The sequence below is a fragment of the Isoptericola sp. NPDC055063 genome (assembly GCF_053608125.1).
This window is the reverse complement of sequence record NZ_JBSGUW010000008.1, coordinates 33,605-59,404: the sequence shown is the minus strand read 5'-3', so window position 1 is coordinate 59,404 and position 25,800 is coordinate 33,605. Positions and strand designations below refer to the sequence as shown.

The 25,800-nt window shown below is 74.0% G+C and carries 28 protein-coding genes; 9 read left to right on the top strand and 19 right to left on the bottom strand.

All coding sequences use genetic code 11. The features are described 5' to 3' along the window. Positions 1-158: 158 nt before the first annotated feature. Positions 159-581 carry a hypothetical protein gene (locus tag ACWF41_RS11305; protein WP_380322646.1) on the top strand — a complete coding sequence of 141 codons (423 nt, stop codon included), beginning with the start codon at positions 159-161 and terminating at the stop codon, positions 579-581. Positions 582-583: 2 nt separating this feature from the next. On the opposite strand, the gene ACWF41_RS11300 is transcribed toward ACWF41_RS11305, so the two are convergent. Continuing rightward, positions 584-1,231, bottom strand: coding sequence for a dihydrofolate reductase family protein (locus ACWF41_RS11300; RefSeq protein WP_380322649.1), 648 nt, complete (start codon positions 1,229-1,231; stop codon positions 584-586). A gap of 144 nt (positions 1,232-1,375) precedes the next feature. Between ACWF41_RS11300 and ACWF41_RS11295 the strand changes: the two genes are divergently transcribed. After that, entirely contained in the window at positions 1,376-1,855 is a 480-nt protein-coding gene (locus ACWF41_RS11295; RefSeq protein WP_380322652.1) for an HNH endonuclease, read from the top strand. Positions 1,856-1,895: 40 nt separating this feature from the next. Here the strand turns inward: ACWF41_RS11295 and ACWF41_RS11290 are convergent, their stop codons facing one another. Further along, a complete protein-coding gene (locus ACWF41_RS11290) occupies positions 1,896-2,888 on the bottom strand; it encodes a hypothetical protein (protein ID WP_380322655.1) in 993 nt (330 codons plus the stop codon). A gap of 173 nt (positions 2,889-3,061) precedes the next feature. On the opposite strand from ACWF41_RS11290, the gene ACWF41_RS11285 reads away from it, so the two are divergent. Then, entirely contained in the window at positions 3,062-3,427 is a 366-nt protein-coding gene (locus ACWF41_RS11285; protein WP_380322658.1) for a DoxX family protein, read from the top strand. 21 nt (positions 3,428-3,448) lie between these two features. On the opposite strand, the gene ACWF41_RS11280 is transcribed toward ACWF41_RS11285, so the two are convergent. Continuing rightward, the gene (locus ACWF41_RS11280; protein ID WP_380322661.1) at positions 3,449-3,850 is read right to left on the bottom strand and encodes a winged helix-turn-helix transcriptional regulator; all 402 of its coding nucleotides are present in this window, start codon (positions 3,848-3,850) and stop codon (positions 3,449-3,451) included. Positions 3,851-3,988: 138 nt separating this feature from the next. Here ACWF41_RS11280 and ACWF41_RS11275 point away from each other — a divergent pair, with 138 nt between their 5' ends. Continuing rightward, positions 3,989-4,354 carry a DoxX family protein gene (locus ACWF41_RS11275; protein WP_380322664.1) on the top strand — a complete coding sequence of 122 codons (366 nt, stop codon included), beginning with the start codon at positions 3,989-3,991 and terminating at the stop codon, positions 4,352-4,354. Between the two features lie 18 nt (positions 4,355-4,372). Here the strand turns inward: ACWF41_RS11275 and ACWF41_RS11270 are convergent, their stop codons facing one another. From ACWF41_RS11270 to ACWF41_RS11240, 7 genes are all read right to left on the bottom strand, one after another. Further along, a complete protein-coding gene (locus tag ACWF41_RS11270; protein ID WP_380322667.1) occupies positions 4,373-4,795 on the bottom strand; it encodes a DUF779 domain-containing protein in 423 nt (140 codons plus the stop codon). Positions 4,796-4,810: 15 nt separating this feature from the next. Then, a complete protein-coding gene (gene exaC, locus ACWF41_RS11265; RefSeq protein ID WP_380322669.1) occupies positions 4,811-6,334 on the bottom strand; it encodes an acetaldehyde dehydrogenase ExaC in 1,524 nt (507 codons plus the stop codon). 81 nt (positions 6,335-6,415) lie between these two features. Next, entirely contained in the window at positions 6,416-7,702 is a 1,287-nt protein-coding gene (locus tag ACWF41_RS11260) for a GAF domain-containing protein (protein WP_380322672.1), read from the bottom strand. Between the two features lie 96 nt (positions 7,703-7,798). Continuing rightward, positions 7,799-8,086, bottom strand: coding sequence for a DUF3175 domain-containing protein (locus ACWF41_RS11255; RefSeq protein ID WP_380322675.1), 288 nt, complete (start codon positions 8,084-8,086; stop codon positions 7,799-7,801). Positions 8,087-8,096: 10 nt separating this feature from the next. Continuing rightward, on the bottom strand, positions 8,097-9,119 hold the full coding sequence (locus ACWF41_RS11250; RefSeq protein ID WP_380322678.1) for a bile acid:sodium symporter family protein: 1,023 nt from the start codon (positions 9,117-9,119) through the stop codon (positions 8,097-8,099). A 59-nt stretch (positions 9,120-9,178) separates the two neighbouring features. Continuing rightward, positions 9,179-10,120 carry a VOC family protein gene (locus tag ACWF41_RS11245; RefSeq protein WP_380322681.1) on the bottom strand — a complete coding sequence of 314 codons (942 nt, stop codon included), beginning with the start codon at positions 10,118-10,120 and terminating at the stop codon, positions 9,179-9,181. Beyond that, a complete protein-coding gene (locus ACWF41_RS11240; protein ID WP_380322684.1) occupies positions 10,117-10,992 on the bottom strand; it encodes an SDR family oxidoreductase in 876 nt (291 codons plus the stop codon). The genes ACWF41_RS11245 and ACWF41_RS11240 overlap by 4 nt, the downstream gene beginning before the upstream one ends. 146 nt (positions 10,993-11,138) lie before the next feature. Between ACWF41_RS11240 and ACWF41_RS11235 the strand changes: the two genes are divergently transcribed. Beyond that, positions 11,139-11,567: a winged helix-turn-helix transcriptional regulator gene (locus ACWF41_RS11235; RefSeq protein WP_380322687.1), complete on the top strand. Its 429-nt coding sequence runs from the start codon at positions 11,139-11,141 to the stop codon at positions 11,565-11,567. After that, positions 11,564-12,214: a nucleotidyltransferase family protein gene (locus tag ACWF41_RS11230; protein ID WP_380322690.1), complete on the top strand. Its 651-nt coding sequence runs from the start codon at positions 11,564-11,566 to the stop codon at positions 12,212-12,214. Before ACWF41_RS11235 ends, ACWF41_RS11230 begins: the two co-directional genes overlap by 4 nt. 69 nt (positions 12,215-12,283) lie before the next feature. Here ACWF41_RS11230 and ACWF41_RS11225 read toward each other — a convergent pair whose 3' ends face one another. Genes ACWF41_RS11225 through ACWF41_RS11205 form a run of 5 tightly spaced genes read right to left on the bottom strand, consistent with a single transcriptional unit; the run spans position 12,284 to position 19,364 of the window. After that, entirely contained in the window at positions 12,284-15,157 is a 2,874-nt protein-coding gene (locus ACWF41_RS11225) for a molybdopterin-dependent oxidoreductase (RefSeq protein WP_380322693.1), read from the bottom strand. After that, positions 15,154-16,032, bottom strand: a complete 879-nt coding sequence (locus tag ACWF41_RS11220) for an FAD binding domain-containing protein (RefSeq protein ID WP_380322696.1) — start codon at positions 16,030-16,032, stop codon at positions 15,154-15,156. The genes ACWF41_RS11225 and ACWF41_RS11220 overlap by 4 nt, the downstream gene beginning before the upstream one ends. After that, a complete protein-coding gene (locus ACWF41_RS11215; protein ID WP_380322699.1) occupies positions 16,023-17,246 on the bottom strand; it encodes an XdhC family protein in 1,224 nt (407 codons plus the stop codon). The genes ACWF41_RS11220 and ACWF41_RS11215 overlap by 10 nt, the downstream gene beginning before the upstream one ends. Before the next feature lie 58 nt (positions 17,247-17,304). Beyond that, entirely contained in the window at positions 17,305-18,795 is a 1,491-nt protein-coding gene (locus ACWF41_RS11210) for an NCS2 family permease (RefSeq protein ID WP_380319993.1), read from the bottom strand. A 29-nt stretch (positions 18,796-18,824) separates the two neighbouring features. After that, positions 18,825-19,364, bottom strand: a complete 540-nt coding sequence (locus ACWF41_RS11205; protein WP_380319990.1) for a nucleoside deaminase — start codon at positions 19,362-19,364, stop codon at positions 18,825-18,827. A gap of 439 nt (positions 19,365-19,803) precedes the next feature. Between ACWF41_RS11205 and ACWF41_RS11200 the strand changes: the two genes are divergently transcribed. Both ACWF41_RS11200 and ACWF41_RS11195 read left to right on the top strand, forming a co-directional pair. Further along, a complete protein-coding gene (locus tag ACWF41_RS11200; protein WP_380319987.1) occupies positions 19,804-20,730 on the top strand; it encodes a sulfurtransferase in 927 nt (308 codons plus the stop codon). 152 nt (positions 20,731-20,882) lie between these two features. Then, positions 20,883-21,323 (top strand): SufE family protein, encoded by a 441-nt coding sequence (locus ACWF41_RS11195; RefSeq protein ID WP_380319984.1) that lies wholly within the window; start codon positions 20,883-20,885, stop codon positions 21,321-21,323. Positions 21,324-21,362: 39 nt separating this feature from the next. On the opposite strand, the gene ACWF41_RS11190 is transcribed toward ACWF41_RS11195, so the two are convergent. Then, the gene (locus ACWF41_RS11190; protein ID WP_380319981.1) at positions 21,363-21,764 is read right to left on the bottom strand and encodes a TFIIB-type zinc ribbon-containing protein; all 402 of its coding nucleotides are present in this window, start codon (positions 21,762-21,764) and stop codon (positions 21,363-21,365) included. Between the two features lie 79 nt (positions 21,765-21,843). Between ACWF41_RS11190 and ACWF41_RS11185 the strand changes: the two genes are divergently transcribed. Then, on the top strand, positions 21,844-22,230 hold the full coding sequence (locus ACWF41_RS11185; protein WP_380319978.1) for a universal stress protein: 387 nt from the start codon (positions 21,844-21,846) through the stop codon (positions 22,228-22,230). A 24-nt stretch (positions 22,231-22,254) separates the two neighbouring features. Here ACWF41_RS11185 and ACWF41_RS11180 read toward each other — a convergent pair whose 3' ends face one another. From ACWF41_RS11180 to ACWF41_RS11170, 3 genes are all read right to left on the bottom strand, one after another. Continuing rightward, positions 22,255-23,607, bottom strand: coding sequence for a DUF2235 domain-containing protein (locus ACWF41_RS11180; RefSeq protein WP_380319975.1), 1,353 nt, complete (start codon positions 23,605-23,607; stop codon positions 22,255-22,257). Between the two features lie 105 nt (positions 23,608-23,712). Next, on the bottom strand, positions 23,713-24,591 hold the full coding sequence (locus ACWF41_RS11175; protein ID WP_380319972.1) for an NAD(P)-dependent oxidoreductase: 879 nt from the start codon (positions 24,589-24,591) through the stop codon (positions 23,713-23,715). A gap of 133 nt (positions 24,592-24,724) precedes the next feature. After that, a complete protein-coding gene (locus ACWF41_RS11170) occupies positions 24,725-25,759 on the bottom strand; it encodes a DUF2510 domain-containing protein (protein WP_380319969.1) in 1,035 nt (344 codons plus the stop codon). Positions 25,760-25,800 lie beyond the last annotated feature (41 nt).

The window sequence follows — 25,800 nt, the reverse complement described above, 5'->3', positions numbered from 1 at the left end:
GGTGGCCTTTTTGTGGGGTAGAAGACCCCACCGAAAGGGGGGTTGGACCGTCCCTGGGGCGGCAAGAACGCCCAAACCCCCCTGTTCGGCACCCGGGGGTCGGGGACCTGTGGATAACGTCCGCGGGCGGAGGCGCCGGTACGGCAGGGTGACGACGCATGGACACCACCACCCCGTTCCGCCCGGGCGACCAGGTCGCCGACGACGCCGCGCTCCTGGAGCTCGCCCGCTTCCTCGCCGGAGGCGCCTTCCCGCGACGGCGCGCGCTCACCGTCACGTGGCTCGACGCCGACGACCGCCTCCTCGGCCTCGCGCTGCCGATCGACGACCCGCCTGCCCGACCCGACGGCGACGCCCTCGCCGGGCTGGGCGCCCTGCTGCGGAGCGTCGTCGAGGACGAGGCGCCCGGCGGCTGCGCAGTCGTCGTCCTGGAACGCCCGGGCGACGCGACCCGCACCGACGACGACCGCGCCTGGAACCGCGACCTGCGCGCCGAGGCCGACCTGCGGGGCGTGCGGCTCCGGGGGTTCTTCGTCGCCGCGGGCGGGCAGGTGCGGCCGCTGGCGCTCGACGACGCGTGACGTCAGTCGTCCACGCTGACGGACTGGCTGCCGTCCACGACGTCCGCGGTGCCGTGCCGCAGGGGCCGGGGCTCGAGCTCGAGGAACACCAGCCCGGACTCTCCGAGCCGCGACCGCGTGACGGCGAACCCGGACGGCGTGGCGCCGGTGTCGAACAGTCGCGCGCCGGAGCCGACGACGACGGGGGCGAGGACGAGGCGCCACACGTCGACGAGCCCGAGGTCGTGCAGGGTGCTGGCGAGGCGGGCGCTGCCGTGCATCTGCAGCTCGCCGTCGGGGCCGTCCTTGAGCGCCTGCACCTCGGCGGCGAGGTCCGCGGGGTCGATGACGGTGGTCCCTGCCCACTCGGGGTCGCGCAGGGTCGAGGAGACGACGTACCGCGGGCCGGCGTCGATGCGGGCGGCGAGCGCGTCGTCCGGGTCGGTGACCTGCGCCCACGACGCCCAGAACATGTCGTAGGTGGTGCGGCCGAGCAGGAACGCGTCGACCTCGGCGAACCAGCCGTCCACGACCTCCCCGAACGCCGGGTCCGAGGTGAAGGGGACGAACCAGCCGCCCTGGGCGAAGCCGCCTCGGGTGTCCTCCTCGGGCCCGCCCGGCCCCTGCACCACGCCGTCGAGCGAGGCGAAGATGTTGACGCTGAGCCTCATCGGATCCTCCGTCACCGTCCGACCGGCCGCCGTTTGCCCTGGACTTCCACGCCTCGGCGGCATATTTTCGCCTCGGCGGCATGCTGTGACCGGATTCACACACGCTACCGGACCGCTGGGCTGACCAGATGGAAGGAGCGGACCGTGGCCGACGTCCTGGTGCTCAACGCGGGGTACGAGCCCCTGCACCGTGTGTCGGTCAAGCACGCCATCACGATGCTGGTGCGCGAGGTCGCGGTGGTCGAGGAGGCCGTCGAGGGGCACCGGTTCGGCCCCTACCCGATGCCGCGCGTGCTGCGGCTGGTGCGGTACGTCGCGATGCGGTGGCGCTACCGCGGCGCAGGCCGCCCGGCGGTGACGAAGGACGGCGTGAAGCGACGCGACGGCGCGTGCGCGTACTGCGGCGGGCCGGCCGAGACGGTCGACCACGTGATCCCGCGCTCGCGCGGCGGCGACTCGTCGTGGCTCAACCTCGTCGCGGCGTGCGAGCGCTGCAACGGGCGCAAGGCCGACCGCACGCCGCTCGAGGCCGGCATGCCGCTGCTGCTCGCGCCCTACGTGCCGCCCGCGGAGCACGGCCTGGTCCGCCGGCGGCGCCGCGCAGCACCGGCGGCCGCAGCCTGACCCGAGGTCCGGCCGCGCCCGCCGGGGGGCTGCACCGCCGTCAGGCGGCGGGCTGGTCGTCCGGCAGGTCGGGGACCACGGACAGCGACCCCGTGGCGGGCAGCGCGTTCGCGCCGCCCTGGTCCGCCGGGGTGAGCGCGCGGGACGCGATGACGCTGCTCGCGAAGTTCGCGTGACAGTCGGTGCAGTACCACTCCGGCGTCGGCACTGGCACCTCGAAGCCGCCGTAGACGACGTCCGGCTCGGCGTTCATGACGTCGTCCTGGAACGTCATGCCCCACACGATGCGCTTGGTCCGGCCGCGTGCGCCGCACCCGGGGCACTGCGGGCGCATCCGCGCGCGCTGCGAGGACACCGTGTGCGCGTGCATGAGGTCGTGGCACTGCTCGCACAGCAGGTGCACGTCGCGCACCAGCTGCTCGAGCGTGCGCCCGCCGGCGGTCGTCGTGCCGAGGCGGACGGCACCGTCGTCGTGCGCCTGCATCCGGTGCACGTCGACGAACCGCTCGCAGGTGGCGCAGCGCTCCTCGCGGCGCATCGACCAGCCCGTCACGGCGCGGTGGCCCAGGATCCGCAGCGCGTGCACGTCGGGGGCGGTGGCGCCGGCGCCGCAGTCGCCCGGGTCGAGCGTGTGCACGGGGCCGCCGCGGAACTGCTCCGCGACGCCGTCGAGCACCAAGCGCGCGTGGTCCGGCGGCAGCCAGCCCGACGACCCCGTGTAGGTGTCCGCGCCGTCGAACAGGTCGGCCCAGACGATGGGCCGGTCGGGGCCGAACAGGTCGTCGCTCACCCAGCTCTCGCCGTCGGTGGCGCCCATCAGCTCCACCGACGCGACGACGCCCGCGTCGCCGAGGACCGTGACGACCACGTCGCCGCGCTGCGGCCCGTCCGGCCCGCCCGGCAGCCGGTGCTCCGACGAGCGGGTCGCGATCGCGACCGACTCCGCGAGCCAGTCGGCCGACCAGTGGAGGTAGACGGACGGCACGAGCCACGCGGGCAGCGCCGACAGGGAGGGCAGGGTCTCTCGGGTCACCGGGAGAACATATCGGGCGCCGACCCTCCGACACCACGGGCGCGGTCGTTCCCGTCGCGCCGTCCGCACGCTAGGTTCCGGACAGCACCACGGACAGGCACGACGGCGTCGCCGCTCCGCCCCCCGGGCATCGCCGCCGCCCGCCCTCGAGCTGCTGCCGCGAGGAGGCACGGATGAACGTCGGACTGTGGGTCGCCGCCGGGCTGCTGGCCCTGCTCTACCTGGCCGTGGGTGTCGTGAAGCTCACGCGCAGCCGCGACCGGCTGCGCTCGGCGATGGGCTGGGTCGACGACTTCCCCGGCGTGGTGGTGCGGCTCATCGGCCTCGCGGAGATCGCCGGCGCGGTCGGGCTGATCCTGCCGCAGGCCACCGGCACGCTGCCGTGGCTCACGCCGGTCGCCGCGACCTGCCTGGTGGTGCTGCAGGCGCTCGCGATCTCGGTGCACGTGCGCCGCCGGGAGCTCGGCCAGCTGTGGGTCAACGTGCTCCTGCTGCTCGCCGCCGCGTTCGTCGCGGTGGGCCGCTTCGCCGGCTGGTGACGGCCGGGCCGGCGCGGCCGGTCAGGCCCCGGCCCGCGCCTCGTCGTACCGCTCGCGGTGCCCACGGATCGCGTCCGTGTGCGCGAACGCCCACTCGACCAGCGCGATGACGGGCGGCAGCAGCGTCTGCCCGAGGTCGGTGAGCGCGTAGTCGACGCGCGGCGGCACGACGGCGTGCACCGTGCGGCTCACCAGGCCGTCGCGCTCCAGCTGGCGCAGCGTCAGGGTGAGCATCCGCTGCGAGATGCCGTCGATCCCGTGCAGCAGCTCGGTGAACCGCCGCGGGCCCGACGCCAGCGTGCCGAGCACCAGGGTGCTCCACTTGTCGCCCACGCGGTCCAGCACCGCACGCACCTCGCTGGTGGTCGCGTCGGCGTGGCAGGAGCCGCTCAGCACCGGCCGGCCCTGCGCCGTCGTCGTCATCGTGCGCTCCCTCCGGTGTGCCTGGGGCACACGGGTGTGCCTTTTGTACGCCCGCCCATGATTACTCATCATGCTCCAAGGCACAAAGAGTGACCGACCAGACGGGTCGTCACCGCCCGCGTCTCTCGAAGGACTCGCATGGACATCGCCCTCTGGATCGCCTCCGGCCTGCTCGCCGCCATGTTCCTCATGGCCGGCCTCGGCAAGGCCCTGCGGCCGATCCCCGCGCTGCAGGAGCAGATGCGCTGGATCACCGACGAGCGGGTCACCGCCGTCCGCGTCCTCGCCTGGCTCGAGGTGCTGGGCGCGATCGGCGTGATCCTGCCCTGGGCCACGGGCGTCGCGCCCGTGCTGACCCCGGTCGCCGCCGTCGGGCTCGCGATCACGCAGGTCGGCGCCATCCCCCTGCACGTGCGCCTCGGCGAGGGCAAGAGCGTGCCGATGAACGTCGTCCTGCTCGCGCTCGCGGTCTTCGTCGCAGTGGGCCGCTTCGCCGCGCTCTGACCTGTGGCCGCGGCCGGGTCACGCACGCCCGGCCAGCGCCGTCGCCTCCTCGTCGGTGAGCAGGCGCGACCGGATGAGGAAGCGCACCCCCTCGGGGGCCTCCACGCTGAAGCCGGACCCGCGCCCGGGCACGACGTCGATCGTCAGGTGCGTGTGGCTCCAGTACTCGAACTGGGCGCGGCTCATCCAGACCGGCACGGTGAACGGCTCGCCGGTCGCGCCGGCCTCGTCCGCGGGGCCGTCGACGACGACGAGGTCGCCGAGGTGCACGTCCGCGTCGCCCAGCAGGAAGTCGCCGTCGGGGTAGCACATCGGGCTGGACCCGTCGCAGCAGCCGCCGGACTGGTGGAACATCAGCTCGCCGTGCTGACGCCGCAGCCGGGCGAGGAGCCCGGCCGCGGCGTCGGTCACGGCGACACGGGAGATCGTGTCGTCAGTCATGGCGCGTCGCGCCTCCTAGAAGAACCCGAGCTTCTGGCCCGAGTAGCTGACCAGCAGGTTCTTGGTCTGCTGGTAGTGGTCGAGCATCATCTTGTGGTTCTCGCGCCCGACGCCCGAGCCCTTGTAGCCGCCGAACGCGGCGGCCGCCGGGTACGCGTGGTAGCAGTTCGTCCAGACGCGCCCGGCCTCGATGGTGCGCCCCGCCCGGTACGCCGTCTCGCCCTGCCGGGACCAGACGCCCGCGCCGAGGCCGTAGAGGGTGTCGTTGGCGATCTTCATCGCGTCGTCGAAGTCCGCGAAGTCGGTCACCGAGACGACCGGCCCGAAGATCTCCTCCTGGAAGATCCGCATGGAGTTCTTGCCCTCGAACACCGTGGGCGTCACGTAGTAGCCGCCCGCCAGGTCGCCGTCGAGCTCGGCGCGGTGGCCGCCCGTGAGCACGGTCGCACCCTCCGCCTTGCCGATGTCGATGTAGGACAGGATCTTCTCGAGCTGGTCGTTGCTCGCCTGCGCGCCGATCATCGTGTCGGTGTCCAGGGGGTTGCCCTGCTTCACCGCCTTCGTGCGCTCCAGCGCGTCGCCGAGGAACTGGTCGTAGATGTCGGACTGGATGAGCGCGCGCGACGGGCAGGTGCACACCTCCCCCTGGTTGAGGGCGAACATCGTGAACCCCTCGAGCGCCTTGTCGTAGTAGTCGTCCTTCGCCGACGCGACGTCCGAGAAGAAGATGTTCGGGCTCTTGCCGCCCAGCTCGAGCGTCACCGGGATGATGTTCTGCGACGCGTACTGCATGATCAGGCGGCCCGTCGTCGTCTCGCCCGTGAAGGCGATCTTGCGGATCCGCGAGCTCGACGCGAGCGGCTTGCCCGCCTCGACGCCGAAGCCGTTGACGACGTTGACGACGCCCGCCGGCAGCAGGTCGCCGATGATGTCCATGAGGAACAGGATCGACGCGGGCGTCTGCTCGGCCGGCTTGAGCACGACGGCGTTGCCCGCCGCGAGCGCCGGGGCCAGCTTCCACGTGGCCATGAGGATCGGGAAGTTCCACGGGATGATCTGCCCGACGACGCCCAGCGGCTCGTGGAAGTGGTAGGCGACGGTGTCCTCGTCGATCTCGGAGATCGACCCCTCCTGGGCGCGGATGGCGCCGGCGAAGTACCGGAAGTGGTCGATGGCGAGCGGGATGTCGGCGGCGAGGGTCTCGCGGACGGGCTTGCCGTTCTCCCACGTCTCGGCCACCGCGATCTTCTCGAGGTTGGCCTCCATGCGGTCGGCGATCTTGTTGAGGATGTTCGCCCGCTCGGTGACGGACGTGCGCCCCCAGGCCGGCGCCGCGCCGTGGGCGGCGTCGAGCGCCCGCTCGATGTCGTCGGCGTTGCCTCGCGCCACCTCGGTGAAGGTCTGGCCCGTGACGGGGCTGGGGTTCTCGAAGTACTGGCCGCTCGACGGCGGCACGTACTCCCCGCCGATCCAGTGGTCGTACCGCGCGCGGTACTCGGCGATCGCCCCGGGCTGGCCGGGGGCTGCGTAGACGGTCATGCTGCCTCCTCGCACGTGCGGCGCCTCGTCGCGCCGCGATGCGCCGACCGTAGGACGGCGAGGGTTGCAGTCCCGTTGCAGTCAGGACAGGTGCGCGTCGAGGAGCGTCATCCGGGCGCGGGCGCGCACGGCCTGCGGGCTCCCCGCGGGCGCGACGGCGAGCAGCCGGGACCATGCGGCGTGGTCGTCCGCGCCGTCGACTCCGCGCACCCAGGCGTCGAGGGCGTCGGGGTCGCCGGAGGCGAGGACGGCCGCGCGGACCTCCGCCGAGAGCTCGGCGCGCAGCCGCTCGACGCCGGGGGCGACGGACCTCGGCAGCAGGGGTGCGTACGCGGCGACGGCACCGCGCACGTCGCCGAGGGCGAGGGCCGCGCGGACGTCGTCGGCGTCGGTGCGCAGCGGCCGCGCGAGGCGGTAGGGGCGTGATCCGGCGAGGAGCGGGCCGGCGACGTGCCGCAGCCGGGACACCTCGGCCCGGACGGTGACGTCGGACAGCTCGCCGGGGTGCAGCAGCACGGCGAGCTCGTCGGTACCGAGGCCGCGCGGGTGCTCCGCGAGGAGCAGCAGGATCTCCGCGTGCCGCAGGGAGAGCGGCCGCTCCCCGGACCGGCCGCCCAGCACGGGGCGCCCGAGCACGCGCAGGTCGACGGGCGCAGGGACGCCCGGGCCCCCCGGTGCCACCGGGACCGCCGCCGCGCGGGTCGCGAGCTCGCGCTCCACGGTGGCGACGGTGGCGCGCACCAGCGACAGCACGACGTGCGTCGCCGCGGCCCGCCGGCCCGTCACGTCGAGGACCCCGAGCACCCGCCCGGTGGCGGGGTCACGGACGGGGGCGGCGGCGCAGCTCAGCTCCTGCACGGGGCGGGAGAAGTGCTCGGCGCCGATGACCTGGACGGCGCGCCGGGTCGCGAGGGCCGTCCCGGGTGCGTTGGTGCCGACGCTCTCCTCGCGCCACACGGCGCCCTCGACGAAGCCCACCCGGTCCACGACGCCGCGCAGCCGCGGGTTGCCCTCGACCCACAGCAGCCGGCCGACCTCGTCCGACACGGCCACGACGAGCCCGTCGTCGGCCGCACCGTCGACCACCAGCTCCCGCACCACGGGCATCACCGCGGCGAGGGGGTGGGCGCCGCGGTACGCGGCCAGGTCGTCGTCGGCGAGCGCGACCTGCGGGTGCGGGGTGTCCGGGTCGACGCCGCTGCGCACCGACCGGCGCCAGGAGTCGGCGACCACCGGGTCGATGCCGCCGGGCAGCTCGCCCGTGCCGAGGAAGCGCTCGTAGGCCGCGCGCACCGAGCGCGGGTCACGACGCACGCCTGCCGCGCGGGTCCCGTCCCCGCGCGCCTCGGAGGTGGCCGAGCGTCTCACCGCGACCTCCCGACGTCGTCGTCCCGTGCGTTCGAGCCAGTCTAGGGGCGGCGTCCAGCCCGTCGGGGGGGCGAGGTCGGTCGAGGTCGGTCGAGGTCAGTCGCGGCCGAAGGCCCGGCGCAGCTCGTCCTTGGCCCGCTCGAGGACGTCCCGCTGCGCGGCAGGGAGGTTCGTGCCGGCCCGGTTGAGGTAGAAGGTCAGCATCGACATCGCCGACTGGTACGGCGTGCCCTTGCGCCGCTCGCTGGCCTCGGCCGAGCGTTTCAGCGACGCGGCGATGCGCGCAGGGTCGTCCCAGGTGAAGACCTCGTTCTCGAGATCCAGGGCGTCGGAGTGCTCGGTGACGTCCTGCGACCACCGCTCGCCGTCGTCGTCCTTCGCCATGCGGCCGACGCTAGGCGGCAGTCGGCGTGCTCGCAGCGGCTCGTCCGGCCTCGTGGTCGCGCAGCGCCAGGCGCCGCGCGAGGACCGCGCAGACCACGAGCTGGAGCTGGTGGAAGATGATCACGGGCACGGCGACGACGCCGGCGGCGGCGACGGGGAAGAGCACGCTCGCCATGGGCAGGCCGGTGGCGAGGGACTTCTTGGACCCGCACATGAGGAGCGCGACACGGTCCTCGAGGGGCAGCCGCAGCGCGGCGCCGCCCCACCAGGTGACACCGAGCATCACGGCGAGCATGACCGCGCTCACGGCCAGCAGCGCCACGATCGCCCAGCCGGAGATGCCGGCCCAGACGCCCGCGGAGCTGGCGGCCGCGACCGCGGAGAACACGACGATCAGGATGGTGCCGCGGTCCACCCCGAGGGTGAGCCAGCGGCGGGCCCGGATCCAGCCGCCCACCCACGGCTGCAGCAGCTGGCCCACGACGAACGGGAGCAGCAGCTGCAGCAGCACGGTCTGCAGGCCGTCCAGCCCGTGCCCGGCGGCCGCACCGCCCGAGCCGTCAGCGTCGGTCATCAGCCACAGCACGAGCAGCGGTGTCACGACCATGCCCAGCACGTTGGACACGGTGGCCCCGCAGATGGCGCCCGCGACGTTGCCGCGGGCCACGGACGTGAAGGCCACCGACGACTGCACGGTGGACGGCAGCAGCGACAGGTAGAGGATCCCGGCGGCCAGCGGCGCCCCGACGAGCGGCGTGACCGCCCACGCGACCACGAGCCCCAGCACCGGGAACACGACGTACGTGGCCGCGAGGATGCCGCCCTGCAGCCGCCAGTTGCGCAGCCCCGCCCACACCTCGCGGGTGGACAGCCGCATGCCGTAGACGAGGAAGAGGACGGTGACCGCGACGTCCGCCGCGACGTCCACGACCTGCTGCGCCGCCGGGGGAACGGGGACCACCAGGCCCAGGACCATCACGAGGACGAGCGTGACGACGAACAGGTCCAACCAGCCACTCAGCACACGACGCACCGCGCGAGTGTAGGAAATGTTCGCCCCGGGAAGCGATCCGGTCCACGCCGCCGAGACCGTCAGGCCGCGCGGACCTCCACGGCGTTGCGCCACGGGTCCTCGAAGCGCAGGGCCGCGCCGTCGTCGCGCACCGCCACGCCGGCCCGGGACAGGCGCTCGCGCAGCGCACCGACGTCGTCGGCGCCGGGCACCGTGATGGCCACGGTGCCGAGGCCGAGCGTCGACGCGCGCGGGCCCGCTCCCCGGCTGTTCCACGTGTTCATCGCCATGTGGTGGTGGTACCCGCCCGCGGAGACGAAGAGCGCGCCGGGCACGCTCGCCGTCTCGGCGAAGCCGAGGGTGTCGACGTAGAAGCGGCGGGCGGCGGGCACGTCGCCCACCTGCAGGTGCACGTGCCCGACGACGGCGCCCGCGCCGGCCGCGCGGGTGGCCGTGGCGCGGGCCTCCGGGTCGGCGGTGGCGAGGGCGTCCCGCGCGGCGTCGGTGAGGTGGTCGCCGAGGAACGCGTTCGGGTCCAGGTACAGCGTGTCCATGCGCACGTGCGCGCCGTCCCACGACCACTCCTCGCGCGGCCGGTCGGCGTACAGCTCGACGCCGTTGCCCTCCGGGTCGGTGAAGTAGAACGCCTGCGACACGAGGTGGTCCGCGCTGCCGATGAACGTGCTGGGCGCGGTGGTCGCGACGGACGCGAGCGCGTGCGCCAGCCCGGGCTCGTCGTCGAAAAGCACGGCCGTGTGGAACAGGCCCGCCTCGCCGCGGCCGGGCGCGGGCAGGTCCGGCGACCGGTGCAGCACGACGAGCGGCGTCGTCCCGCGGCCCAGCACGGTGGTCTCCTCGCGGCGCGCGCCGGCCGGCAGCTCGAGGCCGTCCGGCACGGCGAGCTCCGTGAGCGTGAGCGCGTCGCGGTAGTACCGGGTCATGAGGTCGAGGTCGCGCACGTGGAGCGTGACCGCGTCCATGCGCGTGTCGTCGGCGAGACGGTCGCCCGCCAGCGGGGTCACGACGCGTCCAACGCGCGGCGCAGGCCGTCGGCGAGCGGCGTCGTGGGGCGGCCGATGAGGCGGGCGAGGTCGCCCGAGGTCTCGCTGAGCAGCCCGGCGCGCGCGTCGCCGTCGAGCGCGACGACGAACGCGGCGGTGTCCTCGTCCAGCCCGGCGGCGACCAGCGCCGCACGGTGCTCGTCCGCGGTCAGGCGCCGGTACGTCACGGGTCGGCCGACGATCTCGGCCGCGGCGGCGGCAAGGTCGTCGAAGGTCCACGCCACGTCGCCGGACAGCTCGTACACCGCGCCGTCGTGGGCGCCGTCGCGACGCGCGTCGAGGGCGACGACGGCCGCGGCCTCGGCGTAGTCCGCGCGGCTCGCGGAGGCGGTACGCCCCTCGCCCGCGCTCCGCGCGACCTCGCCCGTCTCGCGCGCCTGCTGCACGTCGCCCACGTAGAGCTCCGTGTACCAGCCGTTGCGGAGGACGGTGGTGGACAGGCCGGACGCGGCGAGCATCTCCTCGGTCGCCTTGTGCTCGGGGGCGAGGATCAGCGGGGACGTGTCGGCGTGCGGGGCGCTCGTGTACACGACGCGTCCGACGCCGGCCCCCTGGGCCGCCTCGATCATCGCGCGGTGCTGCGGCACCCGGCGGCCGACCTCGGAACCCGAGACGAACACCAGCACCTCGACGCCGTCCAGCGCCGGCACGAGGGTCTCGGGGCGGTCGTAGTCGGCCTCGCGGACGACGACGCCGCGGTCGGCGAGGTCGGCGACCTTCGCCGTCGAGCGGGCGAGCGCGACCACGTCCGAGGGCGCGGCGCCCCGGGCCAGGAGGGACTCGACGACGAGGCGACCCAGGTGGCCGCTGGTTCCGGTGACGGCGATGGTCATGGCGATGCTCCACTTCACGGACGATCGGGGGTGCGCGGCTCGCGGCCGCACTCCCAGCATGCACTAACTTTTAGAAAGTGCCAACCGTCAGCACGTGCGGTGCTCCTCACAGTGCACACCGTGGGTTCGCGGCCTATCCTGGATGGGTGACCCCTGACTCCCCCACTGCAGTCGACCGGGCCGAGGCGGGCCCCGGCCCGACCGACGCGATGATCGCCGACGTCTTCGCGCGCGACTGCACCTCGCGCCAGGCGCTCGAGGCCGTCACCGGCCGCTGGGGCGTGCTCACCGTCGCGGGTCTGCGCGACGGAGCGGTGCGGTTCAACGCCCTCCGCCGCCGGATCGACGGGGTCAGCGAGAAGATGCTCGCGCAGACGCTGCAGGCCCTCGAGCGCGACGGCATGGTCGCGCGCGAGGTGCGCACCACCATCCCCCCGCACGTCGAGTACTCGCTGACCGACCTCGGACGGAAGGTGGCCGACCGGCTCGTCGGGCTCATCGACGTGCTCGAGGGCGCCGTCGACGAGGTCAGCGCAGCGCAGCAGCGCTACGACGCGCGCCACGACGCGTCGTGACCGAACCCGCGCACCCGCTCCTGGGCGGCCGCAGCGTCGCCGTCCTGCTCGCGGCGGGTGCGGGCACGCGTCTCGGCCGGGGGCCCAAGGCCCTGCTCCCCCACCGTGGCCGGCCCCTCGTGGAGCACGTCGCCCGCGTCCTTCTCGGTGGCGGCTGCGACGACGTCGTCGTCGTGCTCGGCGCCGACGCCGCGCGGGTGGCGGCCGCCGCCGACCGCCTCGCCGAACCTGCCGCCCGCGTCGTCGTCAACGACCGCTGGGCCACCGGCATGGCCTCGTCGCTGCAGGCGGGCGTCGCGGCGGCGCTGGAGCCCCTCGACGGCCCCGTCGCGCGCCTCGTCGTCGCGCATGTCGACCAGCCGGGCGTCACGCCCGACGACGTCGCCCGCCTCCTCGCGGCGCACCGGCCCGGCCGCGTGACCGCGTCCCGGTGGGCCGGCGCCCCCGCGCCCGAGGAGGGCACGCCCCGCTGGTCCCACCCGCTCGTGCTGGACGCCGCGCTCGCCGGCCCGGCCGCCGCGAGCGCCGAGGGCGACGCCGGCGCGCGCGCGTTCCTGCGCGCGCACGCCGACCTGATCGACGTCGTCACCCATCCCGGCGACGGCCGCGACCTCGACACCGAGGCCGACCTCGACCTGCTGGCCTGATCGTTGTGGGTGGGCGTTTGGCCCTGTTTCCGCCTGAAACAGGGCCAGAAGCCCACCCACAACCTTCGGTCAGGACGTCGCGGCGGCGGCCTTCATGCCCAGGTAGACCTTGTCCCGCGCGAGCGGGAGCTCGGTGAACCGGACGCCGGTGGCGGCGCGCAGCGCGTTGGCGAGCGCGGGGGCGACAGGGTTGAACGGGCTCTCGCTCATCGACTTCGCGCCCATCGGCCCGGTCGAGTCGGAGGTCTGCGCGAAGTAGACCTCGCTGCGGGGCACGTCCGCGAAGGTGGGCAGGTGGTACTGGCGGAAGATGTCGGTCACCACGCGGCCGGAGTCGTCGATCACGACGTCCTCGTACAGTGCGGCGCCGAGGGCCTGCGCGATGCCGCCCTCGATCTGGCCGCGGCACTGGCGCGGGTTGACGACCTCTCCCGCGTCGGCGGCCTGCACGCTCTGCAGGATGCGGATCTCGCCGGTGCCGCGGTGCACGGCCACGCGGAAGCCGTGCACGTTGAACGCGACCGACCGCGGCGTGCCGCCCCACCGGCCCTCGGCCTCGAGCCGCACGCCCGCGGTGCGCGCGTGCCGCGCCACCTCGGCCAGCGGCACCACCGCGCCGGTCTCGTACTCGACCCCGCCGGGCACCAGCCGGCACTCCGCCGACGGGGTGCCCGTGAGCGACGACGCGACCACGCGCACGCGCTCCGCCAGCTCCGTCGCGGCCGCGAGCGACGCCTTGCCGGCGACGACGGTGCCGGTGGACCCGAAGGCACCGGTGTCGTGCTCGACGAGGTCGGTGTCGGACTGCCGCACCACGACGTCGGCCGCCCGCTGCCCGAGGGCCGAGGCGACGAGCTGCGCGTGCACGGTCGTGGTGCCGTTGCCGAACTCGGCGGTGCCGACCTCGGCCTCCACCACCCCGTCCGGGCGCAGCCGGGCGCGGGCGTGCGACACGTGCCCGCGCGGCGGGACCGTGTCGATCATCGACACGGCCGTGCCCTCGCCGACGCCCCACTCCTCCCCGAGCCACGGGCGCGACGGGTCCGCGGGGTCGGCGCCGTACTCCGCGACGTCGCGGGCCCGCCCGCGAGCCAGCGCGTCGTCGGCGAGCTCGATGCACTGGTCGAGGCCGTAGCTGCCGTACAGCACGTCCTCCTCCGGCTCCGGCCCGGTGGACAGCATCGGCACCCCCGGACGGACCACGTTGCGGCGCCGCACCTCGAGGGGGTCCATGCCGAGCTGCCGGGCCAGCTCGTCGATCGCGGACTCGACGGCGAAAATCATCTGGCTCAGCCCGTACCCGCGGAACGCCCCGGACGGCAGGGTGTGGGTGTAGACGGCGTGCGCGTCGACCTTCTTGTTCGCGCAGGTGTAGACGGCGATCGACTCGCCGCAGCCGTGGAACATCACGCCCGGCCCGTGGTTGCCGTACGCGCCGGTGTTGCTCAGCACGTCCAGGTGCAGCGCGGTGAGCGTGCCGTCGCGCCGGGCGCCTGCCCGGACCCGGATGCGGAACGGGTGCCGCGTCGTCGTGCCGACGAACGTGTCGGTGCGCGTGAGCTCCAGCTGGACCGGACGGCCGAGCCTGAGGGCGGCGAGCCCGGCGACGTCCTCGACGAGCACCTCCTGCTTGCCGCCGAACCCGCCGCCCACGCGCTCGCACACCACGCGCACGCGGTCCATCGGCAGGTCCAGCACCCGCGCCAGATGGCGGCGGGCGAGGAACGGCACCTGGGTCGACGACCGCACCACCAGCCGGCCGTCGTCGTCGAACGACGCGATCGCCGCGTGCGTCTCCAGGGCCGCGTTCTGCACGCGCTGCGTGCGGTAGGTGGCCTCGTGCACGACGTCGGCCTCCGCGAGCCCTGCCTCGACGTTGCCGAGCTCGCTGTGCAGCTCGGCGACGACGTTCGCCTCCGGCCGCGCGACCCGCGCGGCCGCGGCGTCGAGGCCAGGGTGCACGAGCGGCGCACCGGGCGCCATCGCCTGCTCGGGGTCGACGACGGCGGGCAGCACCTCGTAGGTGACGCGCAGCCGGCGCACGCCCTCCTCTGCCGCCGCGACCGAGTCGGCGACAACAGCGGCCACGCGCTGCCCGACGAACCGGACCACGTCGTCGAGGATGCGCGTGTCGTCCGGGTCGTCCGTCCACAGCTCGTGCTGGGCGGTGCTGAATCGGGCCGTGGGCGCGTCCTCGTGGGTGAGCACGGCCTCCACCCCGGGCACCGCGAGCGCGGCGGAGGCGTCGATCGCGGTGATCCGCGCGTGGGCGTGGGGCGAGCGCGCCAGCTTGAGGTGCAGCAGCCCGGGATAGGCGTCGGGGTCGACGTCGAGCGTGTACCGCACCTGCCCGGTGACCACGCCCCGGCTCGCCGGAGCCGGTTCCGAGGTGCCGAACGCGGTGCCGCAGCCGCCGATCGTCTCGGCGTTCTCGGTCCCCCGCACCGCGTCCTCGATCGCTCGGTACCCGGTGCAGCGGCACAGGTTGCCCTTGAGGTTGCGGGGCAGGTTGGCGCGCTGCTCGTCGTCGAACGTGGCGGCGGTCATGATCATGCCGGCGGTGCAGAAGCCGCACTGGAAGCCCTGCGCGTCGTGGAAGCGCTGCTGCACGGGGTGCAGCCCGTCGGCCGTCGGTTCCTCGGCCGTCGCGGCGAGTCCCCCGATCGTCGTGACGTCGCGCCCGGCCGCGCGCCGCGCGGGGTACACGCAGCTGTGCACGGGCACGCCGTCCACGTGCACGGTGCACGCGCCGCAGTCCCCGCCGTCGCAGCCCTTCTTCACCCCGAGGGAGCCCTGCTCGCGCAGGAACGTGCGCAGGCACTGCCCCGCCCGCGGGACGGCGTCGACGTCGCGGCCGTCGACGCGCAGGGCGGACGTGAGGGCGGGCGATGTCGCGGAGTGCGCAGGGGCCGCGGTCGTGGGGTGGGTGGTCGCGTCGGTCATCGCCGGCCTCCGTCGGTGGTGCTGTCGAACAGCTCGGTGGTGAGCTCGGTGCGGATCTCCTCCGCGAGCCGGTAGGTCATGTCGCGGCGCCACGCGGGCAGGCCGTGGATGTCGTCGTGGTACAGGTCGTCCGGGATCGCGGCGTCGATCGCCGCCTCCAGGCCGGCCGCGTCCGGGTGCGCGCCGGCGGCGAAGCGCAGCTGGACCGGCCGACGGGTCGACGCGGTCACCGTGATCACCAGTGCGCCGCCGTCGTCGGGCGCGTCGAGGCGCCCGATCAGCAGCACGCCGGAGCGGCCGAGGTTCGACAGCGACAGCCGGCGGAACGCGGTCCGGGCCCGTAGCGCGGCGGCGGGGACGCGGATCGCGCGGAGCAGCTCGCCGGGGGCGAGGGTGTTGCGCATCTCGCCCGTCACGAGCTCGGCCACGGGCTGCGTGCGCCGTCCACCGCCGGGACCCCACACCTCGGCGACGCCGTCGAGCGCCGCCGTCAGCGACGTCATCGGGCCCGCGGGCAGCGACGTCGCGACGTTGCCGCCGACGGTCGAGGTGTTCCAGATCTTGAACGACGCGACGAACGCGTCGCAGCACGGGCGCACGAGGTCCAGCGCACGCCACTCGTCGCGCACCGGGGTCGACGCCGCGCCCTCCGGGAACGCGTACAGCTCGGCGACGGTGCAGGTCGCGGCGATCTCGAGGCCGTCGTCGGTCACGGTGAGCGCGGGCCAGCCGGCGGTCGTGACGTCCAGCAGGCGGCGCAACGTCTGGCTGCCGTACGAGAACAGGACGGTGCCGCCGGCCAGCCACGCGTCGCCCTCGCGCCAGTCGGCGGGGTCGGAGGTAGGGACCAGGTCGGTGACGGTGTTCATGTCCACCGGGAGTGCTCCTTGCTTCGGGTGGTGCTGGAGGACGGGCGAGAGGTCGCATGCAGCGGCCCGTCGGTGCGGCTCAGGGGGACGGCCGCGTCGCGGCCGTAGCGGACGGCGAGGAGCTCGGCCACCACGGACACGGCGACCTCCTCCGGCGTCACCGCCCCGAGGTCGAGGCCGATCGGCGAGCGCAGGCGCGCCAGCTGGTCGGTGGTGACGCCCTCGTCGTGCAGGGCCTGGAGGCGCTGTGCGTGGGCGCGCCGCGAGCCCATCGCGCCGACGTATGCCAGCGGCAGGCCGAGGGTGAGCCGCAGGGTCGGGACGTCGAACTTCACGTCGTGGGTGAGGACGGCGACGGCGGTGCGCGGGTCGAGCCGGCCGGCCGCGGCCTCGGCGGCGAGGTAGCGGTCGGGCCAGTCGACGACCACCTCGTCGGCCTGCGGGAACCGGCGCGGCGCGGCGAACACCTCGCGGGCGTCCACGAGGGTCACGTGGTACCCGAGCAGGTGCACGGCGCGCACCAGCGCGCCGGCGAAGTCGTTGGCGCCGACGACGACGAACCGCGGCGGCGCCAGCCGGGTCTCCACGAGCAGCGCCGCGGGCTCCTCGGGCTCGCACGCGCCGTCGCGCACACCGGGGGCCGCGTGCACCGTGGCAGCGCCGCCCGCCCGCAGCACCGCCGCGACCTGCGCGGACACCGCCGGCAGGGCGCCGTCGTCGACCAGGCCGTGCAACGGGTTGTCAGAGCCAGAACGGGCCATACCCCCGCGTGGCGCTGACAGGTCGCCGAGGAGGACGGCGGTGGGCCGCGCGACGTCGAGGCGGCGCACGAGCGCGGCGGGCGCGCCGCCGTCGTCGGCGACGAGGCGCGCGAGCGCGGCCGCGGCGGGGTCGTCCGGGTCGCCGGGGCGCACGGGCTGCACGTGCACCTCGAGCGATCCCCCGCAGGTGAGCCCGACGGCGAACGCGTCGTCGTCGGAGTAGCCGAAGGTCTCGCGGTGGCACGCGCCGACGGTGATCGCGTCGAGGGCGGCCGCGTGCACGGCGGCCTCCACGCAGCCGCCGGAGAGGCTGCCGATCACGGCGCCGTCGGCGCGCACCGCCATCGCGGTGCCGACGGGCCGGGGCACGGAGCCCGACGCGCCGACCACCGTCGCGACGGCGAACGGCGGCGCGCCGGGCTCGAGCCACGCGGCGAGCTGGTCAGCAAGGGTGAGCATCGAAGGTCCCTCCCCGACGGTCGGGCCTGCCGGGTCGCGGCAGGCCCGACCGACGACGTCAGGCGCCGAGCGCCGCCGAGAGCGGGCCGCGCACGAAGTACACGAGGAAGCCCGCGGCGACCACCCACAGCAGCGGGTGCACCTCGCGCGCCCGGCCGCAGGCGAACCGCAGCAGCACCCACGTGACGAAGCCGATCCCGATGCCGTTGGCGATGGAGTACGTCAGCGGCATGGTCACGACCGTGAGGAACACCGGCAGGGCGACGGAGAAGTCGCCCAGGTCGATCTCCTTGATCTCTCGCATCATCATCGCGCCGACCACGACGAGGGCGCCGCTGGCGACCTCGATCGGCACGACGGCGGTGAGCGGCGTGAGGAACATGGCGGCCAGGAACAGCGCGCCGGTCACGACCGACGCCAGGCCGGTGCGCGCCCCCTCGCCGACGCCCGCCGCCGAGTCCACGAACACCGTGTTCGACGACGACGACGTCGCGCCGCCCACGACCGCGCCCACGCCCTCGACCACGAGCGCCGACTTGATGCGCGGGAAGTTCCCGTCGGCGTCGGCCAGACCGCCCTGCTTGGCGAGGCCCGTCATCGTGCCCATCGCGTCGAAGAAGTTCGTGAAGAACAGCGTGAACACGAGCATCGTGGCCGCGAGCGCCCCGATGCGGTCGAAGGCGCCGAAGCTGAACTGTCCCAGCAGGGACAGGTCCGGAACCGAGACCAGGGTGTCGGGCAGCGCGGGCACCGACAGGCTCCAGCCGCCCGGGTTGTCGGCGCTCGCCGGCCCGAGCTTGACCACGGCCTCGACGACGATCGCGACGATCGTCGTGGCGACCAGCCCGATGAGCAGGCCGCCCTTGACCTTGCGAGCCACGAGGATGCCCATGAGGAGCAGGCCGAAGACGAAGATCATCGTCGGGACGGTCGTGATCGACCCCCCGTCGCCGAGCTGCACCGGCGGGCCGCCCTCGGTGGGGGTGACGAAGCCGGCGTCGACGAAGCCGATGAAGGCGATGAACAGCCCGATGCCCACGGTGATGGCGGCCTTGAGCTGGCGCGGGACGGCGTTGAAGATCGCCGACCGCGCACCGGTCGCGGCGAGCAGCACGATGAGCACGCCGTTGATGAGCACGAGGCCCATCGCCTCGGGCCACGTCACGTCGCCGACGACGGCCACGGCGAGGAACGAGTTGATCCCCAGCCCGGCCGCGAGCGCGAACGGCAGGTTCGCGACGAGGCCGAACAGGATGGTCAGCACGCCCGCGGCGAGGCCGGTGACGGCGCCGACCTGGGCCGTCGCGAGCCAGCCGCCCGCGACGTCGGTCGGCGCGTTCTCGGCGCTGGTGCCGCCGAGGATGAGGGGGTTGAGGATGACGATGTACGCCATCGCGAAGAAGGTCACCAGCCCGCCACGGATCTCACGTCCCGTGGTGGAGCCTCGCTCGGTGATCTTGAACAGCCGCTCCAGCACGCCGCGGCGGGCGGCGGCGGAGGGCGTCTTGTCGTTCTCGGCGGTGTCCCGCCGGGTTCCCAGGATGGTCACGTCGTTGTGTCCTTTCCGGCCCGCGCGCGTCAGTAGTCGATGCGGGTGTCGAGGACACGCCACGCGTCGAAGGGCGCGACGGCGCTGGCGGTGCGCTCGTGGCGCACGGTCATGACGCCGTCCCCGTCGCCGGCCCCGGGGTGGTCTCCCAGGCGAGCGGCGAAGAAGTCGTAGAACACGGCGTCGTCGAACCCCGCGGCGGCCGCGTCGTGGCGGTCGGCGGCGAAGTAGACGGCGTCCACGCGCGCCCACAGGGCGGAGGCGAGGCACATCGGGCACGGCTCGCAGCTCGAGTAGAGCACGGCCCCCGACAGGTCGAACGTGCCGAGCTCGGCGCAGGCCCGCCGGATGGCGGTGACCTCGGCGTGCGCGGTGGGGTCGTTGTCCTGGGTCACGCGGTTGTTGCCCTCGACGACGCGGCCGTCACGGGTGACGACGACGGCACCGAAGGGGCCGCCCGCGTTCGCGACGCTGTCCACGGCGAGGGTGACGGCCTTCTCGAGGTGTGCTGCGTCCACGGGAACGGCCGTGCGTGCTGGCTGGGTGTTGATCACGGCATTGCGGTCCATGGTGAGTCTCCACGGGTTCGGGCAGCGACCCCCGGGCACACCACGGGTCCGTCGGCACCTCACCGGGTCCGGTACGGGAGACCGGGAGCTCGGCGGGCCGCTGCAGGCGAGTTGTCCTTCATGCCGCCTGGTTGATAGCTGCCGGTGTCGGATCGATCGGAGTCGACCACCGTGCCGACGTCGACGTCGGCGTCCGCACGGCCCGGGCCCGCCTTTGGCATCCGCGACGCTAGCACTCGGTGAGAGCGACCACAAGGATTTCGGAAGGACACTTCCGCATCGCGGTCTTCTCGTGATGCAGGGGGGCGTCTCGCATCGTGGTCCCACATTCTGGACATGGGCTGTCGCCGCTGGTCGCGCTGTTCCTAGAGTGGCCACGGACCACCGCACCCGCCGGCGTCCGGACGCCGCTCCGACGCCGCCCCAGATGGAGGAAGCCATGCCCGCACCCACCGACCCGACGCCGCGCCTCGCCGAGTACGCGCACCCCGAGCGCCTCGTCACGACGGCGTGGCTCGCCGAGAACCTCGACACCCCGGGCCTGGTGGTCGTGGAGTCCGACGAGGACGTCCTGCTCTACGAGACGGGCCACATCCCCGGCGCGGTGAAGATCGACTGGCACACCGACCTGCTGCAGCCGGTCGAGCGCGACTACCTCGACGGCGCGGGCTTCGCCGACCTGCTCGCGTCCCGCGGCATCTCTCGCGACACGACCATCGTGCTGTACGGCGACAAGAACAACTGGTGGGCCGCGTACACGGCATGGGTGTTCACCCTGTTCGGGCACGAGGACGTCCGCCTGCTCGACGGCGGCCGCAACCTGTGGGTCGCCGAGGGGCGCGAGCTCACCGCCGACGTCCCCTCCCCCGTCCCGGGCATCTACCCCGTCGTGGAGCGCGACGACACGACGTTCCGCGCCTTCAAGGAGGACGTGCTCGCCCACCTCGGCAACGGGCCGCTGGTCGACATCCGCTCCCCGCAGGAGTTCTCCGGCGAGCGCCTGCACATCCCGGACTACCCGGAGGAGGGCGTGCTGCGCGGCGGCCACATCCCGTCCGCGCGCAACGTCCCCTGGGCCACCGCGGTCGCCGAGGACGGCACGTACAAGACCCGCGCCGAGCTCGAGGCGATCTACCAGGAGGGCGGCCTCGGCCTGACCGAGGGCGACTCCGTGATCACGTACTGCCGCATCGGCGAGCGCTCCAGCCACACCTGGTTCGCGCTGCGCTACCTGCTCGGCATCGACGACGTGCGCAACTACGACGGCTCGTGGACCGAGTGGGGCAACGCCGTGCGCGTCCCGATCGTCGCGGGCGCCGAGCCGGGCGAGGTCCCCGCGAGCGTCAAGCAGCAGCAGGCCGCCTGACCCGCGAGGTAGTCCCGATCCCGCCGAGGTAGTCCCGATCTCGCCGAGGTAGTGGTCTGGTCCACTACCTCGGCGGGAACGCGACTACCTCGCGCCGTCTCGGACTACGTCGTCGGCGACGGCACCTCCCCGCACCGAGAGAGACTGGAACCATGACCGACGCCGCCGCCCTGCCCGAGTCGCTGTCCGAGATCCGGGAGGACTTCCTCGCCCTGCCCGAGCGCGAGCGGCTGCAGCTCCTGCTGGAGTTCTCGCGCGAGCTGCCGGGCCTGCCCGCCCGGTACGAGAGCGCGCCGGGCCTGCTGGAGCGCGTCGAGGAGTGCCAGTCCCCCGTGCGCGCGTTCGCCGAGGTCGACGGCGACGTCGTGCACTTCTACGCCACCGCACCGCAGGAGGCGCCCACCACTCGGGGGTTCGCGTCGATCCTCGCCCAGGGGCTGTCCGGGCTCACGCCGCAGCAGGTGCTGGACGTGCCCGACGACTTTCCCCTCATGATCGGCCTCACCCGGGCGGTGAGCCCGCTGCGCCTCAACGGCATGGCCGGCATGCTCACCCGCGCCAAGCGGCAGATCCGCGAGCAGCTCGCCTCCTGAGGCGGCGCCCGCCCGGGCCGCGGCTCGCCGGCCGGCGCGTCAGAAGTCGAACAGGTCCTCGAGCCAGGACTCCTTCTTCTTGCGCTTGCGGTAGCGCGGGTCGTATCCGCGGTCGTCGCGACGCTGCTCGTCGTAGCGGCGGTCGTCCCGGCGGTCGTCCCGGCGGTCGTCGTATCGCCTGTCGTCGTAGCCGCGGGGGTCGGGGGCGCGGTCGTCGTACCGCGGCGGGTAAGGGGACGCGGCAGGGCCGCCGTAGGCGGGCTCCGCGGGCGGCATCGGCGACCCGGCCTCGGCGGCGATCTCGGCCTCCATCGAGCGGTCGATGATCTTGTCGAGCTCGCCCCGGTCGAGCCACACGCCGCGGCACTGGGGGCAGTAGTCGATCTCGACGCCCTTGCGCTCGGTCATCACGAGGACGGACTGGTCATGCGGACACTGCATGGCGGGAGCTCCTTCGTCGGGTCGTGGGGACAACGGCCCGGACCGGCGGAGGGTTCCCTCCATGTGCGAGAGTGTGCGCATGACGGTGCTCGTGGCCTACAACCCCTCGCCGCACGGTGAGGCGGCCGTCCGGACGGCGATCGCGGAGGCTGCCCGCAGGGGCCTCGCCCTGCACGTCGTGCACCTGGCCCGCTCCGACGACCCCGTCGACGGCGACCCGCTCGAGAGCCTCCTCGAGGAGGCGCCGCAGGGCGTCGAGGTCCAGTCCGTCACCCGCCGGTCCCCCGGCACCGAGCCCGCCGACGCGATCCTCGACGCGGCCGACCAGTCCGGCGCGACGCTCGTCGTGCTGGGCTCGCGCAAGCGCTCGAGCGCCGGCACGTTTCTCATCGGCACGACGACGCAGCGGGTGCTGCTCGACGCCTCCGTGCCCGTCCTCGTCGTCAAGGACGCCTACGACGCCTGACGGCGACGCCGCGATCCGGCCGCCTCACCGACCCGCCGTGAGGGCGCGCGGCCCACGCTCCGTGGCGGGGTCGTCCTCGCCGGGGACCACCAGGTGCCGCATGTCGCCCCGCGCGGCGTCCACCCGCTCCACGGGGAGCCGTTCCACGCCGCCGGCCTCCGCCATCCACCAGCCGAGGTTCGGCGCGAGGGCTGCGTAGCCGTCCCGCAGCACGTGCCGCAGCACCGTGTCCGCGAGCCGCACGCCGTCGCGCCACGCGGAGGCGACGCCGCCGGCCGGGCCGGCGATCGCGGGCAGCGTCGACGCCGTCGACGTCGCCGCAGGCAGCGCCAGGACCCGCAGGCCGCGGCGGAACACGACCCGCCCGTCGACCGTCCCGTACCGCGGCCAGGTGCGCTTGACCGCGTTGAGGATGCGGAAGGGCCACGGGGGCGACTGCGCCAGGATCAGCTCGGCCTTCGGGGTCAGCTGGCGCGCCAGGCGGCGCTCGTCGAACTGGACGCCCACGGCCCGCATCTCGTCCGCCATCCACTGCAGCGCCATGTCGGACAGGCCGCAGCGCGCTCCCCCGCCGCCGACGTCGCCGTGCGTGCCGGGGAACCACACCTGCTGCACGCGCTCGGGCGGGTCGCCGTCGGGCACCGTCCACAGGCAGGGGGCGAACGTCAGCCGCCGCTCGTCGATCGCCAGCGCCTGCCGGGCCGTCGCGACGGCCGGAGACAGCGACACGTCGTGGAAGCGGTTCTTGCGCCGCGACGGGCCTGGCACGCCGAGCGCGCCGACGGTGTCGAAGACGCCGAGGAACCGCACCGGCACCTCGATGCCGTGCGCGGCGCGGAACCGCGCCTTCTCCGCCGCGACCTCGCCGCCGCGACCCAGCACGGCCGCCGCCCTGCGGTACCGCCAGGAGCCGGGCTTCGCCCGCGCCGTCGTGCGCTCGGCCCACGCCACGCGGCGTGGCGACGGCGGCTTGAGGCGGTACACCCGCTCAGCCTCGTGCAGGAGCCCGTCGTCGGTCGCCTCCGGGGTCAGCAGCCCCACCTGGGACAGCATCCCGACGACGCTGCGCGCCGTGTACGCGCCGCGCGAGTACCCGAGCACCACGATCTCGTCGCCGCGCTCGTAGTTCATGGCCAGGAACCGGTAGCCGTCCACGACGTTGCGCGTGAACCCGTACCCGAACGCCCCGCCCAGGAGCTGGTCCGCCAGGTAGCCGCGGGCGCCGACGCCCGCCACGTACCCGACGATCTGCTCGACGTCCGGCTCCCGGCTCCCTCCGGAACGCAGCACGGACCGCGCGAGCTTCTCGATGTTGGAGACCTGCGGGTTCACCGCGTGGCTCCACGTCCCGTCGCAGCACAGCACCAGTCGCTTCATCGTCGTCCCCTCCACCTACCTTCGGAGGGTCGCAGGACCGGCAGTGATACGGCCACCGCATGCGCCCTGGCGCAACGACCGGGCGGTGTCGACGACCGGACGGCCTCAGACGACGACGCGGATGACGGCGCTGTGGTCGAGCTCCGCGTCACCGCGGTCGACCATCTGCTGGTAGCGGTCGCGCGCGACGCGGGTCAGGGCGGTGTCGACGCCGAGCGCCTCTCCCGCGGCGAGGCCGAACTCGAGGTCCTTGAGCTGGGTGCGGCAGGCGCCGCCGTGCGAGTAGTCGCCGCTGAGGTAGCGGCGACCCTTGTCGGCGAGGAGGCGCGAACCCGCCAGGCCCCCGCCCAGCACCTCGAGGACCGTCCCGAGGTCGAGCCCGCCCGCGCGCGCGATGGCGACCGCCTCGGCGAGCGCGTTGAGCGTGCCGCCGACGATGATCTGATTGCACGTCTTGGTGAGCGACCCCGCACCCACCGGGCCCAGGTGACGCACCGTGGTGCCCATCGCGTCGAGCACGCGCCGGACGGCCGCGACGTCCTCGTCCGCGCCGCCCACCATGATGCTCAGGCTGCGCGCCACCGCGCCCTCGACGCCGCCGCTCACGGGCGCGTCGACCAGCCGGATGCCGTCAGCCGCGAGTTCCCCCGCCCAGGCGGTGACCTCCACCGGGCTCACCGTGCTCATCACCACGAGCACCGGGTCGACGACGCCGGCCGCCGCCCACCCCGCGCGCAGCCCGTCCGGGCGATCGACGGTGTCGCGCACCTGCGGCAGGTCCGGGAGCATCGCGACCACCACCGGCCGCGCCACCTCCGCGGGCGTCGCCGCGACCGTCGCGCGCGGCTCACCCTCGGCGACCGCCGCGGCCTTCGACGACGTGCGGTTCCACAGCGCGACGTCGAACCCCGCCGTCAGCAGGTTCCGCGCCATCGGCGCCCCCATCGGACCCGTGCCGACGAACCCGATCGACGTGCCCTGCATGCCCTGACCTCCGAGCGATGGTGACCACGAGGCCAGGTGGCGGCCCGTTTCCAGGCACCTTAACGAAACCGGCTCCCCCGGCCGCGCGGTGTTCGGCGCGACCGGGGAACGAGCACGCGGCGCAGGCAGACCCTCAGCGCCCGCCGACCGCGGTGAAGCGCATGAGGAACTGAGGATCGACACCACTGAAATGCTGGGTGATGTTCGTCGTCTGCACGCACGCGTCGTCGTCACGGACGAACTCACCGGAGAACGTCACCTTGTCGCCCGATTTCATGGCGACCAGGTTGTCGAACATCGACGACCCCGGCGGGATGAGAGTGTCGTCGAAGGTGTCGGAGAGCGCGTTGTTCCACGTCTGCACCGTGATGTTCGGCGCCACCTCGATCTCGACCCACGCCTTGCCCTCGCCGTTCGCGCCGACGTCGGTGACGACGCCTGTCCAGTCGTCGGCCGCCGTGCCGACCGCGTCGCAGATCTTCGCATTGCGCTTGCGGATCGCCTCGGACTGCTGGAGGTCGGTGTCCGCCTTGTCGAACGCGGCGAACCCGTCGGTGACGATCGTGACGAACTCTCGTTCCGACCGCGGCTGCTCGCCGTACTGCGCGGCAGGATCCGGCGTCGCGGCCTTCGTGTCGTCGCTCGACGCCCTCTCGCTCTCGGTCTTGTCCGACGGCGAAGCGGGCGGTGTCGACTCGTCCGGGTCGTCCGCGGGTGAAGCATCGGACGGCTCCGGTTCCGACGCGGCGTCGGACGCGCCCTCGTCGGTTGTCGAGCTGGACGCGACCGACGGGGTTGCACCGTTATCGTTGCCGCCGACGGTCGACGCCGTGAACCCCACGCCGAGGGCGAGCGCGACGGACGAGATCACCGTGGCGCTGACGACCTTCCACGTCCGCAGGTTTCTCGTCAGAGAGACGATCGACCAGGCGACGGCTCCGGCAGCCAGCAGAAGGCCCAGGACGGGGATCCAGAAGAACACCAGGGAGGCGATCGCGAGGACGAAGACGCCCGTCCCCAGCACGACGGCGGGGTGGGTCGGAACCGCCTGCGTCGTGGGTGCGGCCGGCGGAGCTGACGGGCCCCATGCTCGCCCGTCCCACCAGCGGGACGACTGCGGGTTCTGCGGGTCTGGATACCAGCCGGGCGGCGGCGTCGAGTTGCTCACTGTGTTCCTTCGTTCGGGAGATGGGGCCCGGGTCCGCGGCT